This window comes from Vibrio genomosp. F6 (assembly GCF_005146325.1).
Lineage (GTDB): Bacteria > Pseudomonadota > Gammaproteobacteria > Enterobacterales > Vibrionaceae > Vibrio > Vibrio cortegadensis.
The window spans coordinates 17,494-35,192 of the sequence record NZ_SYUT01000028.1 but is presented as its reverse complement, the minus strand read 5'-3'; the positions used below and the strand labels follow the sequence as shown (position 1 = coordinate 35,192).

At 41.8% G+C, this 17,699-nt stretch carries 14 protein-coding genes; 7 read left to right on the top strand and 7 right to left on the bottom strand.

The features are described 5' to 3' along the window. Window positions 1-108: 108 nt before the first annotated feature. The gene (gene yegD / locus FCV43_RS11580; RefSeq protein ID WP_136995268.1) at window positions 109-1,461 is read right to left on the bottom strand and encodes a molecular chaperone; all 1,353 of its coding nucleotides are present in this window, start codon (window positions 1,459-1,461) and stop codon (window positions 109-111) included. A gap of 436 nt (window positions 1,462-1,897) precedes the next feature. Here yegD and FCV43_RS11575 point away from each other — a divergent pair, with 436 nt between their 5' ends. Both FCV43_RS11575 and FCV43_RS11570 read left to right on the top strand, forming a co-directional pair. Continuing rightward, window positions 1,898-4,978 carry a hypothetical protein gene (locus tag FCV43_RS11575; protein WP_136995267.1) on the top strand — a complete coding sequence of 1,027 codons (3,081 nt, stop codon included), beginning with the start codon at window positions 1,898-1,900 and terminating at the stop codon, window positions 4,976-4,978. A 114-nt stretch (window positions 4,979-5,092) separates the two neighbouring features. Beyond that, window positions 5,093-5,401: a cysteine-rich CWC family protein gene (locus FCV43_RS11570; RefSeq protein WP_136995266.1), complete on the top strand. Its 309-nt coding sequence runs from the start codon at window positions 5,093-5,095 to the stop codon at window positions 5,399-5,401. A 48-nt stretch (window positions 5,402-5,449) separates the two neighbouring features. Here FCV43_RS11570 and FCV43_RS11565 read toward each other — a convergent pair whose 3' ends face one another. Further along, window positions 5,450-5,977, bottom strand: a complete 528-nt coding sequence (locus FCV43_RS11565) for an outer membrane beta-barrel protein (RefSeq protein WP_158008163.1) — start codon at window positions 5,975-5,977, stop codon at window positions 5,450-5,452. Window positions 5,978-6,148: 171 nt separating this feature from the next. Next, entirely contained in the window at window positions 6,149-6,505 is a 357-nt protein-coding gene (locus FCV43_RS11560; RefSeq protein ID WP_136995265.1) for a HopJ type III effector protein, read from the bottom strand. Window positions 6,506-6,640: 135 nt separating this feature from the next. On the opposite strand from FCV43_RS11560, the gene FCV43_RS11555 reads away from it, so the two are divergent. Together FCV43_RS11555 and FCV43_RS11550 are read left to right on the top strand one after the other, a co-directional pair. Continuing rightward, window positions 6,641-7,621, top strand: coding sequence for a sensor domain-containing diguanylate cyclase (locus tag FCV43_RS11555; protein WP_017053555.1), 981 nt, complete (start codon window positions 6,641-6,643; stop codon window positions 7,619-7,621). Between the two features lie 35 nt (window positions 7,622-7,656). Further along, the gene (locus tag FCV43_RS11550; RefSeq protein ID WP_136995264.1) at window positions 7,657-9,600 is read left to right on the top strand and encodes a sensor histidine kinase; all 1,944 of its coding nucleotides are present in this window, start codon (window positions 7,657-7,659) and stop codon (window positions 9,598-9,600) included. A gap of 30 nt (window positions 9,601-9,630) precedes the next feature. Here FCV43_RS11550 and FCV43_RS11545 read toward each other — a convergent pair whose 3' ends face one another. After that, the gene (locus FCV43_RS11545) at window positions 9,631-11,175 is read right to left on the bottom strand and encodes an HD domain-containing phosphohydrolase (RefSeq protein WP_136995263.1); all 1,545 of its coding nucleotides are present in this window, start codon (window positions 11,173-11,175) and stop codon (window positions 9,631-9,633) included. A 187-nt stretch (window positions 11,176-11,362) separates the two neighbouring features. Between FCV43_RS11545 and FCV43_RS11540 the strand changes: the two genes are divergently transcribed. From FCV43_RS11540 to FCV43_RS11530, 3 genes are all read left to right on the top strand, one after another. Further along, the gene (locus FCV43_RS11540) at window positions 11,363-11,797 is read left to right on the top strand and encodes an acyl-CoA thioesterase (RefSeq protein ID WP_136995262.1); all 435 of its coding nucleotides are present in this window, start codon (window positions 11,363-11,365) and stop codon (window positions 11,795-11,797) included. A gap of 71 nt (window positions 11,798-11,868) precedes the next feature. Next, a complete protein-coding gene (locus FCV43_RS11535) occupies window positions 11,869-13,290 on the top strand; it encodes a PLP-dependent aminotransferase family protein (protein WP_136995261.1) in 1,422 nt (473 codons plus the stop codon). Window positions 13,291-13,396: 106 nt separating this feature from the next. Beyond that, the gene (locus tag FCV43_RS11530; RefSeq protein WP_136995260.1) at window positions 13,397-13,675 is read left to right on the top strand and encodes a hypothetical protein; all 279 of its coding nucleotides are present in this window, start codon (window positions 13,397-13,399) and stop codon (window positions 13,673-13,675) included. Between the two features lie 109 nt (window positions 13,676-13,784). Here FCV43_RS11530 and FCV43_RS11525 read toward each other — a convergent pair whose 3' ends face one another. The 3 genes from FCV43_RS11525 to phhA all read right to left on the bottom strand — a co-directional run bounded on the left by FCV43_RS11525 (window position 13,785) and on the right by phhA (window position 17,551). Then, window positions 13,785-16,100, bottom strand: a complete 2,316-nt coding sequence (locus FCV43_RS11525) for a methyl-accepting chemotaxis protein (RefSeq protein WP_136995259.1) — start codon at window positions 16,098-16,100, stop codon at window positions 13,785-13,787. Window positions 16,101-16,419: 319 nt separating this feature from the next. Further along, on the bottom strand, window positions 16,420-16,755 hold the full coding sequence (locus FCV43_RS11520) for a 4a-hydroxytetrahydrobiopterin dehydratase (RefSeq protein WP_017052326.1): 336 nt from the start codon (window positions 16,753-16,755) through the stop codon (window positions 16,420-16,422). Then, window positions 16,748-17,551, bottom strand: a complete 804-nt coding sequence (gene phhA, locus FCV43_RS11515; RefSeq protein WP_017052325.1) for a phenylalanine 4-monooxygenase — start codon at window positions 17,549-17,551, stop codon at window positions 16,748-16,750. Before phhA ends, FCV43_RS11520 begins: the two co-directional genes overlap by 8 nt. Between the last annotated feature and the right edge of the window lie 148 nt (window positions 17,552-17,699).

The window sequence follows — 17,699 nt, the reverse complement described above, 5'->3', positions numbered from 1 at the left end:
CGGGTTTCGGTTACAAATTACCGCATGAGTCACACTTTTTTTTGAAATTAGCTATAGATCAGCACCTTAATTTCCCAAAGTACTCATCGCGTACCCACAATCAGTCGATTACTTAAAACAAGTTTCAGCCCAGCGAGCCAAACCTGCTGTAACCGAACCAAAGTAATTCCCACTCACAATCGGCACATTTGGCAGTTGAGATTCCACCGCTTGACGCAATACAGGAGAACGAGCAGAGCCTCCCGTCATGAAGATCACATCCGGTTTTTTCGCACTTTGCGCGACCGCTTCTTTCACTAAATCAACCATCTTCGCTTTTGGAGTCTCAATCGCGTCTATCATTTGATCTAAGCTAATATCCACTTCAACCAACTCAGACACTAAATCCATCTTGACGCGAAATTCGTTGCAATCTGCAAGTGCTATTTTCGCTTCTTCCGCTTTTCTTACTACGCTGTAGCCTAATGTCTCTTGGTAGATTCTAAGTAAGCGATCCAATTTTTCCGGAGACTGCGCCTCTTTTTTCAGTAGCTTAAGTGCTTTAAGGTTCTCGCGTGAATAAAAGTCGCGTTGCGCTTCTACATTGTTGATCGCAATCGGGTTCCAAAATTGAGTCAGAGGCATATCGATACCAGACAGTGACTTACTTGTGGAGCCAAAAGAGGTCATCAGCTGTTTGAACGCTAGGTAAATATCAAGATCATTTCCCCCAACTCGTTGCCCACTATGAGCTAATAAGCTGGCAGTACGATCACTCATTCCTCGCCACGTTGGTCCCATATCAATCAGCGAACAGTCGGTTGTACCACCGCCAATGTCCACAACTAATACTGTTTTATCTTCTGTTAGTGTGCTCTCGTATTCCAACCCTGCCGCGACAGGCTCAAATTGAAATTCAATATTATGAAACCCTGCGCGCTTGGCTGCTTGTAATAATATTTTTTCCGCTTGTTGGTTCGCGAGTTCGCCACCACGACCGTGAAAGTTAATTGGGCGACCGATCACCGTGTCGCGGATCTCTTGCTCACTTTGAGCTTCCGCTTTTTGTTTAATATTGGCCATCATGGCGCATACAAGATCTTCAAAAAAACTGACCTGAATATCATGCAACCCGCTTGCGCCTAAGAAGGATTTCGGCGATTTCACATAGTAAACATCTCTCGGATCTTCTAAATAAAGATCTAACGCCGCTTGACCAAAGGCTAAGTCACCTTTAATTAGGTCGATACTCTCTTCTCGATTGAAGGCAATCGCTCGGCGCAGTACTTGCTCACCAATCGCATCAGAAGGCGAAATTTTAAAGTGACGAAATAGATACTCAGATACAGATTCACGCGTAGGGGCACAAATGGTGGAAGGGATGTAAAAGTTGTCCCCTTCAAGAGAAAGTAATCTTGGTTGGCCATCAGACATCGAAGCAACAGAGCAGTTCGCTGTACCATAATCAAAACCTATAAACATTTTTACCTCTAGCCAATCCAAAAAGGTCGGCAATGCTACCTCAATTATCCTTTAATTTCGAGCGACAAAACCCCAAGAAAAGCATAAATTTATGCAAGTTTAATCCGGTAAATCCAAAGTACTGCATCTTACATAGATGACTCTCTAATTAGATCAGGGTCACAAATTGATAAGTTACTCAAATAACGTTGGAACTTCATCAATTCTCTTATTAAATTATTTAAATTCAATCAATTAACCCCACAGACTGAAGGCTTGTTTTTGACGCCATTTTCATAGCATCAACCAACTCGTTGATTTTATAAATAAAATAAAAATTTCCATAATTCATCCTTATTGATCGTATCTTATCTATAGAAGATGCTGAATTTGACAGCCTACAACCTCGTTACTAACGTTTTACTGTCGTTTCTAATAACAATGTTTAGGAAGAACAATGAATAAAAATAAATTAGTAATAGCGTTAGGCTTAACAAGCAGTTTAGGCTTAGTTGGCTGTGGTGACGGAGAGACAGGTACAACAGCAAACAGCAACGCCTATTCCGTCACAGCAATTGATGGATATCTAAAAAATGCCCAAGTTTGGCTCGATATTGATGGCGATTTTCAACTCGATCCTGATGAACCGTCTGCCATTAGTGGCGATGGAGGTAAAGCCGTTCTTGATGTCTCCAATACCCCTAATCCCGAGAATTACGCCGTTATTGTTAAAGCAATAAAAGGTCAAACCATCGATGAAACAACCGGACCTGTTTTATCTGATTATGTAATGTCAGCACCTGCGGGACAAACCGATGTAACTCCCCTCTCGACTCTTGTTCACGTAAAACTAGAAAGTGGCACTTTTAGTACCATCGAAGAAGCCGTTACCGATGTAGCAAATGACCTAGGACTTGAAGAAAGTGATGTTCTAGGCGATTACATCGAAGATGGAAAAACAGACGCTGCATACAGTGCTGAAGCTCTTGTGACTTCAGGTGTTATCCCAGAAGATACAACAGAATTATCTGAGAATGCCGATGGTAGTAAAACAGATTTATCAGATAACTCAGAACAGATAGGGACCATTATTAAGGCTCCTGATTTTGATCCTGACAAAACTGCGATCATTCCTGGAGACAACGGAGGGTATGAGTCTGTCGAAAATACAGACACAGATGGTGACGGCGTCATTGATGAGCTTGATGAGTTTGTTGACGACGATACGGAATGGGTTGATTCAGACAAAGATGGAACTGGTGATAACGCCGACACCAATGATGACAACGATGCAGCCCTAGATGTCGATGATGATTTCCCATTTGATAAAGATGAGACAACAGATACTGATGGTGATGGTATCGGTAACAATGCCGATCTCGACGATGATAACGATGACACACCTGATGTAAGTGATGACTTCCCATTAGACGAAAATGAAACAACAGATACCGATGGCGATGGTGTTGGTAATAATGCCGATCTCGATGACGATAATGATGACACACCTGATGCCAGTGACGACTTCCCATTAGATAAAGATGAAACAACAGATACCGATGGCGATGGTATTGGTAACAATGAAGATACTGATGATGACAATGATGGCATCTTAGATGAAGACGACGACTCTCCTCTCACCCCCGATTTAAGTCCTATTCAGCAAGTTATTACCTTCATGCGTGACAGTGGTACTTTCTATTCTCTTTGGGCAGATGAAGAGACACGTAACAACAACGGCGTAGAAACAACCGATGTTGAGGTATTTGTCGAAGAGTTCACAATGAACAATGACATAGGTACTTTATCTAAACTCTACCAAGTCGGTGCCGATGGAAGAACGCATACGATTGATCCCAATGATGATAAAGACATCATTCTAGGTCCACAAGGTTGGGAAATGTTCAATGATGTGTACTCACTTGCGATAGTAGGTGATGCCATATCCGTTTACCCTGCCGATCTACCAACATTAACCAGTACCGCTTCTGGCTATGTGCGAGATTTAAGTGGTAAATCAATTGCTGGTAATGCGGGCGAGTTGTCTGATTATGTCAATGAAACCGCGGTATTCCCACAAGGTTCTCAAGGTGGCTCAGTCAGTTTAACCGCTGATTTTGATGAGTATTACTTATGGAATAAACCTTGGTTCTATCACGGTACCGCGAATAACGAAGAAGACGGAAATAATGCAACATCATTTGCAGATGTTATTGTTAATACAGCGGCGGGAGACGGAGCTCTGGTAAGCACCGTTAAAGGGTTATCCATAGGTTACGATATAGGGATTGAACTGGTTACTGGTGGAGTGATCAACTACTACACTTGGGATTGGAGTTGGACTAATGGTCAAGAAACCATGGTGACTCTCAACGGTTCTGGTCAATGGACACAATCCACCGTCAATGGGGAAGAGGTCATTCGCTTCGATATTCCGCAATCTGTTATCGACCTATGGGGAGATGCTTGGGATCACGATACCAACCAGCGCATTTTATCTGTATATGATGGCTATCTATATGAAGGTGAGTTTATTGCTGCTGGCGATGCTGAAGATGACAACGATGGCTACCTATTGAATGCTGTTGCAAAAGAGGCATTAATTAACGCCATCAATATTGAAGGTTGGTGCTTCATTACCGAAACCGATTCAGGCTCAACTCTTGCCGATTTCGAAGCACAGCTAGCGGACTGTACATTGCCGACCATGATGCCAGAAGACTCAATTTCTTACCGTGTTAGTGGTTCAGGAGAAACAAGGACCGCTGCATTTGGCGACAACAACCAAATGCTACGCTTTAAAAATAGTGCTCCTAGCATGAAATATTGGAACATGAACAGTAAGGGCATTTTAGAAATAGGTGAAAACGCGAATGAAATTTGGGACTACCGCAAACTTATTATTGATGTAAACGATGATAAGCAATATTCAGTGGCACATTTTGATCCAGAAGTAGGCTCAATATGGCTAGCGACGTATTTAGACGTTGATATAAATAAAGATATCCAGACATGTGATGTCGATGAGTCCGGTTGGAATGATGAAACCGACCAACCAGTTAACTTCAAAACTTACGCTCAATATATCGCAGCTCTAGACTCCTGTCGTGAAGACGAAGACTACAAAACACCACTGTTTAGTACTCGCTTCATTGGTGATGAAAGAGTCTTACAAGCTGAAGATGAGCGACTAAGCTTCATGGCTGACGGCTCAGGCACATTCGAAGACCTAAACCTTGATGGAACGGTCATGGAATCCTTTAATTTCACTTGGGCAATGCATGATGTTGATAAAGGTATAATCAAGCTAAGCTTCGCTTACACCGATGATAATAACGTCGCTCAAACCGCCACTGACTACATGACGATAGCCTATAGTAATGGGATTGAATTCAATGTAAAAGTATTCACCGTTTCTAGTGAATGGGGCGGAAACGCAATCACGGAAGAAGGAGAAATATGGTATTCAAACTATAGCAATCCGGATTCAGAATCAGAACTGACAGACTTAGGTTTTATCACCCCAGCAACACCATAAACAAGTCACTTTAACCTAAATTAAAAGCCAAGTTTTTTACTTGGCTTTTTTATTTCTTACATCCAAATAAAAAACTGTTAGATTTACGGTACAAGTTTTATAGAGTAAAGATGAATGAAAACACCTTGTATTGCTGCGTGCAAAAACAGTGATGGGATCTGCTCAGGCTGCCATCGAACCATGGCTGAAATTATCGGTTGGAAAGAGTATTCAGACACTGAGCGTGAAGCCATTATGAAGCAGATAACTAGCGTCTCACACACTCATCAATGTCCATCATGTGGTGAAGGTGCACACTGTGATATCAGCGCAGGAAAAAGCACCTGCTGGTGCTTTGAAGTAGAAGAAAGGAACACAAGTAAAGTGTCGGATAACCAAAGTTGTGTGTGTCGAAAATGTTTAACGGCTCTACCGACAATTTAGCTCTGAGTTAAAGGAAACTAACTCAAATGCCTCACATTCGAGCTTACATTAGAAGCCATAATAAACACTTAAATTAAGACTCATAGCACCATCATCTCCGTCAGGTGCTATTGAACTCTCTTTTACATATTGTCCTTCAATATCAAAAATTAGCGGTGTGTTATTTCTAAAACGCATCCCAGCACCCATACTCGGAGCCCATTCTGTACCGTGGTTTTCAGTTCCAATCGCGCTATAACCCAAAGTCCCGAACAGATTAAAATGATAATCCAATGGGATAAACCACTTACTCACTACACCTGCATGCCACTTAATTCGGTCATCTTTATCCGACACCACGATATATTCCCGCCCTTCTATTGCGAAAAAAGATAATGGACGATAACCAAAAACGACTCCAGCAAGCGTACTATCAAATTTATCATCATCTCGATATTGCGAATCGCTGAAGTTTGCCATGCTAAAACCGGCACCTAGGTACAACTGACTATACTCTTTCTCTTCCTCTTGCTGTGCATAACTCAGTGAGCTTATAACACTCAGCGCAAGAAAGATGGAGGAAACTGGATGCTTCATTATCACTTCCTTTTCTATTTGTCCCATAAAAAGGTTAGCTCATACGCAACCAGTCACTCTATAGCCATTAATATATGTGATTTAGATCTACTATTTGATCTTCAACGTATTTAGCTTTCAATACGTTCTATATCAATATTTAGCTATTAATACGTTTGGTTATCAAGAAGTTCAGTTATCAATATCTTTAGCAATCAATGCAGTTTGTTCAAATTTGATTCCACCCCAACCTGTCTTGATAAAGTTTCGGATATTTTGATGGTCCTTATCATCAGGGTTACCAAGTACATCGACACGGTAAAACTTCCCAAAACAGGAAAGCGCCTCCTCTTCCGTTAACTTGTGAAGCAAACCAAAGGCAAAAATTTTACAAGAACCATTATTTTCTCCAGCTTCATTTCTTAAGTCACCGTTAGTAAATGAAGTAGGAACAAAGTCATAATTTGCATCAATGACATCCATGACCTGCTCAAATTTTATTTCCTTAGGACTATTTAATAAATCAAACAAAAAACCTTTTACTTCCATAATATATCCATATCCTCATGTACTTAATGTTAAATTTTATGCCAAATATGTGAAGAAACAAAGCACCATGAAATGCAACAACAACTATTTTGGTCATATAATGTAAATAGACAAAATACCATACTAAGGACGCCAATGAGCCATCGTGATACATGCTTATCAAATTCAGATCAAAAAATTATCGATCTTCAAAAATGGCAGCATACGGTTGATCTCATGTCTGAACTGTTTGGTGCTAGCAGTGGAACCATCGTTCAATTGAGACAAAATGAGTTCAATGTTGTGGTCGCGAGCCAAAACAAAGAGAATTTCTTAAAAACAGATGTGACTTGGTCGTGGGAGATGAAAAGTTTCTGTCGCACGATTATGGAAACCAAGCAGAACCTGTATGTAAATAATGCAAAGCAAGATGATTATTGGAAAGATGCTCCTCCGGTTACACACGGCCCCGTAGAATCCTACTGTGGGCTTCCTATCTATTGGCCAAATGGCGAACTATTTGGAACCATTTGTGTTATAGATACGAAACCAACCTCCTACCCGACAAAACTACTCAACTTACTTGAGCAATTCAGTAATTTGATCATGTCTGACTTAAAAGTTTATTGTCACTATCAAGAGCTACAAGATCTTGCCCTGACGGATGAATTAACAGGCCTGAACAATCGCAGAGGTTTGCATTTACTTGGTGAACAGCGAGTTAAAGATGCTAAACGGGCAAGACAAACCATTGGTGTAATTTACTTAGATATCGATAAGCTAAAACAAGTCAACGACCAACATGGACATTGTGTTGGTGACGAATGCATTAAAACTGTGGCAAAAGTATTATCCGAAAACTGCCGGGAAAGTGACATTGTGGTGCGAATGGGGGGAGATGAATTTGTCATTATGAGCTTATTTAACGATGAAGATGGATTCAATCATGATGAGCAACTTGAAGCACTCTGCCAACGTTTAATTAAAAACTACCACGTCCAAATCGAAGCTCAACCACAATTCGGTATGACATCTCTTAGCTACGGTCAAAAAACGTTCAATCACAACAGAGAACTTACAATCGAAGAGATGATCGAGCAAACGGATCACCTGATGTATCAAAATAAAAAAAAATGAGCCACAATAATAAGTAGAATAATCAAGGGATGATAATGAGCCGCACTCCACAGTTCGAGAACAGCAAGCAAAGCCCTATATCGAGCCATATCGGACGACGAATCATCCTAATCTTAATTCTGATAAGCAGTGCGGTAACCCTAATTACAACGCTGATACAAACCTATTGGGATTATAATCGTGAGTTGAGTGCCGTAGAAAGCCGCCACTATGAAATTGAGAAAATTCATATCGATTTACTCGCCCCATCACTATGGCGGTTTGACTTAGAGCTTTTACAACAACGAATAGAAGGTCTCGTCAATTTACCTAAAGTCGATTACCTAGAAGTCGAAGCCGATAACTACATATTTAGAGCTGGAACCCCAGTAGAAAAGCAAATCATTTCTAGCCGCTATCCTATCAAATTTTCAATTTCAGAAAACGAGCCAAAAGAGGTCATTGGTAGCTTGTATGTAGAGTCTGACGCCAACACTATCTACAGCTATCTCTTAAAGCAATTCCTTATCACTCTTGGAATTAACGCGCTTAAAACCGCTATTGTCTGCTATCTGATTTTAATGATATTTCACCAGAGCGTTAACCGACGACTGTTCTCCATCGCGCAATATTTACGAAAATTCAACCCTCGCAACCCAAATAAACCACTTACACTCCAATACACGCCTTGGATTATGGAAAAAGAAGACGAACTCAAATGGCTTGGAGATGAAACCAATAAAATAACGTCGAGTGTGTCCTCTCTTTATCGCGATATTAAATATCAACAAGAGCGTTTTGCTGACTTTGCCGATGTCTCTTCTGATTGGCTATGGGAGACTAATGAATCAGGGGTATTAATTTATGCTTCAGATGAAATGGTAAAAAATTTAAACCTCAGCGGCTGCGAATCAGTTCCCCTATTTAACATCCCAACATTCAACAAGACTCACTCTTTACTCGCCCATATTAACGCAAAATTAAGTTTCTCATTATGTGAAGAAAAATTGATAATCGAGGGCCAAGAGCGATTTTTACTCTTTCAAGGAACAGCAAAATATCAAGATGATACCTTTACTGGGTTTCGTGGGACGGCATTGGATATCTCAGCCTTAACTCAAGCTAAGGTAAAGCTAGAGGAGCTCAACCATACTCTTGAGAATAAAGTAAAAGAACGAACTCAAGAACTTGAAAATAATATGGTCACTCTACAAAAGACCCAAGATCAGTTGGTCGAATCTGAAAAGTTAGCCGCATTAGGTGGGCTCGTTGCTGGAGTCGCTCATGAAGTAAACACACCATTAGGAATATCCGTGACCGCCGCGTCTATCATCAAAGAAATCACACAAGAACTTAACCAAGCATTTGCTGATCAGACATTATCCAGCGTTCAATTTGCAGACTTGATGGAGCGCATGAGTGAGAGCACAATTATGCTGGAGGATAACTTAAATCGAGGTTCTAAACTGATACGTGACTTTAAACAAACTGCCGTCAACCAAGTGTCAGAATGCCGGAGCAATTTTGTTATCCATCAAGTATTAGATGCATTAATTACCAGCTTGCACCCTGAGACTCGCAAAATCCCCGTGACCCCAATCATTTCAGGCAGCGACACTCTTTCAATGAGCAGTTTACCTGGAGTACTCACGCAAGTGATCACCAATCTCATTATGAATAGTATCAATCATGCCTTTGCGGATTCATCTGAACCCGCAAAAATTAGCATTTCTTTCTATGAACAAAACAACGAGATTATCTTCGAATATATCGATAATGGTTCTGGAATTGAAGAAGCATTGCATCAAAAGATATTTGAACCTTTTTACACCAGTAAACGCGGAAATGGCGGCTCGGGGCTTGGGCTCAACTTAGTGTTCAACCTTATACACCAGAAGCTAGCGGGAAGCTTAAATTTTGAGTCATCCATTAATCAAGGCGTCCATTTTACATTCAGAACGCCGAAAGAGTTGCCGATATCACCAGAACAAAGCTCATAGCATTGTTCACCCTTCACAATTTATTGAGTATTAGTCAGGAAATCTGTCACGGATCTCAGTAAACGTATCCCAGTTATCCAGCATTAAATCGACTAACACGGGTTCAAAATGCTTTCCTTTCTGAGACAAGATTTCCTTTCTAATCTTCTCATCAGGCCACGGTTTCTTATAACTTCGCTTAGCGCCAAGGGCATCAAACACATCTGCAATTGCCGTAATTCGCCCACTGATTGGAATATCTTCACCGCTCAATTGATTGGGGTACCCTGTACCATCCCATTTCTCATGGTGGTAAGCCGCGATCTCTTTGGCGACTAAAATCAATTTTCGCTTTGAACGACTTAAAATATCAACACCATATTCAACATGCTTTTGCATAATATACCACTCATCTTCAGTGAGCTTTCCAGGTTTATGTAATATGCTGTCTGGGATCGCCACCTTACCCACATCATGCAAAGGCGACGCTTGTTTAATCATAAAAGTATCATATTCTGAAAGACCATATAAAATCGCTAGCTGTTCCGATACCAGAGACACGCGTTGCACGTGCGCCCCCGTCTCTTTGCTCCTTGCTTCCACTGCGTTGGCTAAATTATAAACCAACTCTTTTGAGGTCTCTTTTAAATCCACAAGCAGACTAAGGTTCTCAAACGTCAAGCCTATGTTATGCATATAGATTTCAAGTAACTGCTTATCTAACTCTGAAAGTGCAGTATTAATATTGATATAAAGCAGGTTGTTCACGCCACGCTCATCAGCCATAAAAAATACGTAGGCATCCTCGTAGCTCTGACTTTGCTTTTTCTTGGCCGCGTCATGGCAACGTTTAGAGACAATATCCGGCAAACGGTCATATGCACATTCAGAGTAGGCATTCACATCCCCTCCCGTAGCCGCGAGTGTTAATGCGCTCGATTCCTCCCCTTCAGGCGTAGGCTGAACAACGCCATAAAAAGCAGAAACGTCCAATTTCAATAATGACGTCGCCTGCAACAAAGACGCCGCGGCATAAGCTTTCATCGTCGTGGTATTTTGCACATTAGCAGATGCTTGAATGACTAACCTCAGACCTTCTCTTTGCTTATCAATGGTACAAAGGTCTCGATATGCTCTTAGCATTGAATACAGCAATGTTCGTAGCTTCTGGGTAGTTAGCTCGGTTTTTTCCTTGTAATCATCAATTTCGTACTCTTGAATAACGATATCTTCAGGTGCCTGTCCTGCTTGTCCCGTTCGAAGTACCAAACGAATAAGCTTGTTATTTAATCCTCCGCGAATATGCCGAACCAGATCCAAGCCAGCATGTTCCGTTTCCATCACGACATCAACAAGAGCAATAGCAATATCATCGGCTGAATCTAAGATCTGCTTCGCTTCTTCACCCGACAGCGCTGAAATCAGCTCTAATTTACGATCCTGAAATGTAAATCCACTCAAGGCTAATTTTGTGATTTGATGAACCTGATCATCATCATCTACAATTAATACGCGCCACGGTTTCAGAAGTTTATGGACTTTACTGGCTGATGGTTCAGTTTGTATTTCATTCCGATAATCAGAAAATAACTCCATCAGTAACCTCAATATTTACACAGACTCTTATAGGTTTAGCACACCAACGCCTATCTTGATCACTAATCAATTAATAAAAGGCTCAAGAATACAATTCAACACTAAACTACGCCATCAGCATGTTGCGATAATGTTAACAAAACAGTAAGATAGGAATTAAAACGATTGTTTGATTTTGAGGCCATGTGTGGAAAACCTACTAAAAGAGTACTCTGTTATTACTGAAATTCCTGTCGCCTGGGGAGAGATGGACGCACTCAATCACGTCAACAACGCGGTCTATTTTCGTTATTTTGAAACCGCTCGCATTGCCCATTTTAATAAAGTGGAATTGATGGAAGAGATGGCCATGACCAAAGTTGGGCCAGTACTTGGAGAAACTCAGTGTCGCTACAAACTCCCAGTTACCTACCCTGACACGCTTTTGATTGGCTCCAAAGTCACCGATATACAATCGGATAGGTTCACGATGCAATATGAAATTGTGAGCAAAAAACTTAGAAAAATCACAACGATTGGCAGCGCAACGATTGTTATGTTCGATTTCAAAACCAATCAAAAGGCTGAGTTATCGGAACGCCTTACTCTCGCCATTAAAGCGCTGGATAAAGAGCTAGCGTAAGCAGGTATGCTGTCACTTCACTCAATGTTAAGATAAATATCAATTCCACACTCTGACACTGATGGTAGTTAATGACTCGTTACGAACAGCTTGCTCAAGATATTAAGCGGCAGATTAGCCAAAAGGTTTGGCGATCTGGTGAAAAGATCCCTTCGGTGCGAGTAAGCTGTAAAAGTACGGGTTATAGCATCGCCACCGTTTTACAGGCATATCAGTTACTTGAGAGCCAAGGTTGGGTGACTGCAAAACCACAATCAGGCTATTTCGTCGCACCACAGATTGAAAACCTACTTAGCCCTCAAGCATCATCAAGCTCTACGAAGCCAAAACAGATTAATATCAACGATCAACTGTTTGATGTGTTACAGCGCAATAAACAACAAGACATGGTGCCCTTAGGCTCTGCCTTTCCCGATCCATCCCTCTTTCCCCAACAAGCACTTGCTCGAAACTTGGCTAGCGCGAGTCGCAAAATGCCTGAAAATAGCGCCATAATAAATATGCCTCCAGGGAGTGAAAGCCTACGCCGCAATATTGCCCAACGCTACGCTCAGCAAGGTTTATCAGTCTCACCCGATGATATAGTGATCACCTCTGGGGCAATGGAAGCGCTAAGTTTAAGTTTGCAAGCCGTAACAAAGCCTGGAGACTTGGTGGTGATTGAAAGCCCAACATTCTATGGCGCTTTACAGACGATTGAACGGCTTAATTTGCGAGCCGTCGAGATCCCAACCCACCCTCTTGAAGGGATTGATTTAATCGCGCTTGAAAAGGCATTAACTGAACTCCCAATCAAAGCATGCTGGCTAATGACTAACTTCCAAAACCCACTTGGATTTTGCATGTCAGATCACGCTAAGCAATCTCTTGTTGAACTACTTCATCACCATCAAACGCCTCTGATCGAAGACGATGTTTATGCCGAGCTGTTTTTTAGCCCAGATAAACCCAAACCAGCGAAAGCATTTGATCAACACGACGACGTTTTGCTCTGTGGTTCATTTTCAAAATGTTTATCTCCGGGTTTTCGTATTGGCTGGGTTGTCGCCGGACAGCGAAGCGAAACAATCCAGCGTTTCCAATTAATGTCGACTCTTTCAAGTAGCGTTCCAATTCAACTAGGGATCAGCCACTATCTTCAATTTGGCTCATTTGATGCACATTTAAGAAAGCTAAGACGCAAACTTGAACAGCATAAACACCAAATGCTTGCAGCAATACGAACTTACTTCCCTGACTCCATCAGCGTCACGGACCCAAGTGGTGGCTATTTCATTTGGATTGAATTCGGCGGTCACTTCGACTGTTCCCACTTCTATGAACAAGCACTCCAATCTCAAATAGCCGTGGCACCTGGAACACTCTTTAGTAGTGATAACCAAGGTTCTAAGCACATTCGGATCAACTACTCCTACCCATGCGAAGGCAGGATCTTAAACGCCATCATAGAGTTAGGTAGGCTCGCGCATTTAACCCTCAATAAACCCGAGTGATGTCACCAAACCAACTGTTCTATGTTTTTTCATCATAGCTGTTCTATCTCTAACAGTTAGCATCGTGGTTCAATGCCTGTTCACATACCTACCTTGAGTCAATAGTATGAAAACGACGGCCACAAAACACGAAATTAGATTGATCATCGTCGCCATTATCGGTGCGCTTTTATTAATTTTCGGTCATTTAATTTTAGCGAAAAGTTTCTCTCATTTCCCGTGGGCTGAAATCACGGCGGCGCTGATCCCATTTCTTATGTTTGCCTTATGTGTCGGCTCCATTCACTACGCCGTGAATGCCGATGACAGCGACCACAGCAATAATAGCGACAGCAACAGCAACAGCAACAGCAACAGCAACAGCAACAGCAACGATGATGAATGATTGTGACGCTCGGTTGTCTACACCTACGAAAAAAGCACTTAAGCCACGAGAGGGAGCGACTTAAGTGCTTGGTATATCTATTTTGAATGACCTTTAAACCGTAGCAAAATTATTCATATTTGAATTGAGCCATCTCCTTATTTAGCTCTTGAGCTTGATCAGTCAATGCTCCTAGCACCTCATCCACATCATTTACTTGGGTAGAAACAGAAGATGAAGCATCGGCAATCGAGGTGATGCTGCCACTGATTTCATCGGTCACCGCTTTCTGCTCTTCAGTCGCGGCGGCAATTTGAATATTCATATCATTAATTTCAGTGAGCATTGAGACGATTTGCTCAAGCATTTCTGTATTTCGTTCACAACTTTCAACGCCTTTTATCACGGATGTATTCGCCTCCTCAATTCCGGTAGACACCGACGCGGTCTCTTTCTGAAGGGATTCAATTTTGGATCGTATCTCTTCCGTCGAAGCTTGTGTACGACTGGCAAGAGAGCGTACTTCATCTGCAACGACAGCAAAACCTCGTCCCTGCTCTCCTGCCCTTGCCGCTTCTATCGCTGCATTTAACGCAAGTAAATTAGTCTGCTCTGCAATACCTTGAATGACATCCAACACTTCTGCTATCGAGTTGCTTTCACTGTGCAAACGACCAATCGCTTCCACTGCCGTGCGCATTTGAGCATTCAGTTCCGTCATTTCATTGCCTAAGACTAACCCGACTTGAACACTCTCACTTCCCGTATCATTAGCATTTTTTACAAAATCGGCGGCTCGGTTCGCAAACTGTGCCACTTCAGCAATCGACGCGCTCATTTCATTAACAGCGGTAGCTACAGACTCTGTTCGATGCGACTGCTCATTCACTGCTTCTCTTGTACTGCTCATATTTCCAGACATCGTTCGCGTGTTTCTATCGAGCTCATTAGTGGCGCTTGCAAACTCTTTGATCATATTTTGAAGTTGAGAAAATAGTTTATTCAGCGATACTGCGAGATCAGACATTTCATCTTTACCACGTTCATCCAACCGCTCTGTCAGGTCATTCCCTTTGCTGATTTTTTGAATTTGTAGTGAAGCCATCCTGATTGGGCGAGATATACCGTTTCCGACAAGATAAGAGATCCCAATTGAGATCAGTACAATCACTACAATACTGATGATCACCGTAGTTTGCACCGCTGAATTAAGGGCAGTAACATCCTTAAACGCTTCCGATTCGTCTATCTCGGTTAATATCCCCCAAGAAAGTCCAGCGGCATTGATAGGAGCGTACGCAGAGAGAACCGAGATACCACGATAATCTTGCACTAACTCATACCCACTCTGTCCGCTTAATGCTCGCTTTGCCGTCTCAGATTCAACAGGTTGCAGCCCGATTGCTGAGTTTTTACCTTTAATATTTTTGACTACACTGGCAGAAACGCCAGCCATTGAAAGAGCCGATAAATACTGACTTGGGTCTTCAATTAGAAAGCGAGGTTGGCTTCGTAGTAGCCCATCTTGCCCAATTAAATAGGTTTCTCCGCTCGCTCCTAACCCTGCCGCACTCCAGTTTTGATTAAACGTCATGATCGAATTAATGGCATCAACAGGCATTTGAAAAATGAGGGCTCCGATCCGTTGACCACCTGAAAAAACGGGCGTGCCTATAAATGATGCAGCAGACTCATAAGAGGGATAATAAGGAGAGAAGTCTTCAATATAGAAGTATCTATTGGATGCATTTTTTACCTGATTGTATGTTTTGGCTAGACCAGACTGGCGGTAAGGACCAGTAAGTAGATTGGTGGCAAAATCCAGCTCTTTATAAACGGAATACACCACGTTACCTTGGTTGTCGACCATAAAAATATCGTAATAGCCGAATGAGGTGAGAAAATGACGCAGCGAATCATGATACCGCTCGTGAACTTGATCATATCCTGTGTTTAATGGATCGGAATCTAATAAATGCTTTTCACCTACTTGATTAGAGTTTACACCGATGTATCGAGCTTGCAGTGCTTGCCCCGCAACGGACAGTTGGCTCAGGCGGCTTAATTCATTCGCTGATTTTTGATCATTTTTATCACGATATAGAGCACCAAATTGAGAGGTATAGTAATTGCGCAAGGCTGAGTAATCTTGCTCTGATACTTGCTCAATGGGATAACGTTCAAACTCTCGACTAAATGCAGTCAATGCATCTTGAATCGCCACATCGCTGGCTAACGTCTCTAGTTGGAAATGAATTTGATCGAAATATCGCTCAATTTCACCCTTTTTGATCTCTCTTACCGACAGTAATTGACTTGATGCTCGCTCATGCAGTGCTTGTTTCGATAAAGAGGACGCTTTCCAGCCTACAAATCCCCCACTGACCACAACCCCAATCGCACAAAGTACAGTACAAGCTAAAATAATTTTAGTTGCAATTCTCATCCCAAAACCTCACAGCTAGATTGCTGAAATAATTCATGTATATCCCGAATCGATGTCGAGATCAGACGCACCTAGCCGTAGGTAAGTACCAACTTTATAATATGAATTTGTCTTGATACTCAGACAAAAGTTTAGAAGTGAAAATCGGTTTTATCGAATTTATTAATAGTTTTATTACTAACTCAGAAAGATTCATTGCTAATCACTATCAAAGGGGAAGATAGCCTGATGACTCACCGAGAAGGGGATGGTGAGCCACCAAGCTAAATGGTGGTTAATTGTGGTTATCGCCGCTTGAGCTCATTTCAACGGCATCAACTTAACTAGCATTCAATAGGTCACATTTAGATGCACAGATAAAATCATTTCTATGTAAACCTTTAATTGAGTGACTCCACCATGTCACCGTCACCTTGCCCCACTCTAGTAAGGTTGCTGGATGATGAAATTCTTCTTCAGCGAGTTGCGCGATTTTATTGGAAAACGCCCATGCTAATTTATAGTTTTTAAAAGTATAGACTTTCTCAAGCTGGGGGATTTCATCTCGCTCTACAAGCGCCCAACCATTAAGTTCAGCTAAAAGCTCTTGCTGTTCAAATTTCGTTAGTGATACAGAATCAATGCTGCAAGCTTCGCAGCGTAGTTCGTTAAGCATGGTTCATTTCCTTAGATTTTGCTTTCGGTTCAAACAAAGGCGATAACATTTCTGCTTTCATCGCTTTGTGTACTTGGTCCATCAAGTCCTGCTGACTCAAACGATATAACGCCGCAATATCATCCAGTTCGTAATACAACGGCTGCATAATATCAATTCGATAGGGTGTATTCAGTACAGTTTGGATATCAAATGGTTGACGTTTCGCTTCAGTACTATCCAGCGAATACACCGTTTCACCTGGGGAAGACAAAATTCCGCCACCATAGATTTTGCTTTTCCCGTTCTCTTTCACCAAGCCAAACTCGACGGTAAACCAGTACAATCGGGCAAGATAAACGCGCTCTGCTGGGGTTGCCGCTTTTCCAAGCACACCATAAGCATGGGTAAATGCAGCAAAATCTTGATGCGTTAACATTGCACAATGGCCAAAGATTTCATGGAAAAAATCTGGCTCTTGTAAATAGTCAAAGTCCTCTCTGGTTCGAAGAAACGTTGCCACCGGAAATTTGCGTTCTGCTAACAGCGAAAAGAACCGATCAAAATTAATTAATGCCGCAACAGGCTCGACTTGCCAACCCGTTTCTTGCAGTAAAATTTTATTGATATCATTTAATTGTGGAACACGATCGTGTGTTAATTGAAGCATGTCTAGTCCATCTAGATATGGACGACATGCCCTATCACCTATGACGCTTTGCTGACGAGTAACAAGTTCCGACCATATTTGATCTTCTTCTGCACTCCACTCAACTTTCCCTGCACCGTTTACCGGCTTGGAATGATATTGCACCATCACCCCTCTCCTTTACATTGTGGTTACATAAAGCCTATCTCTCGACGCCGTTCATCGCCAACCCTCTTTCAAAATCAACCAGTTAATCGATGTAACATATTGTTTACAACTTTGTGTTTTTTTCTTATTTTTCATACTTATATTTCTT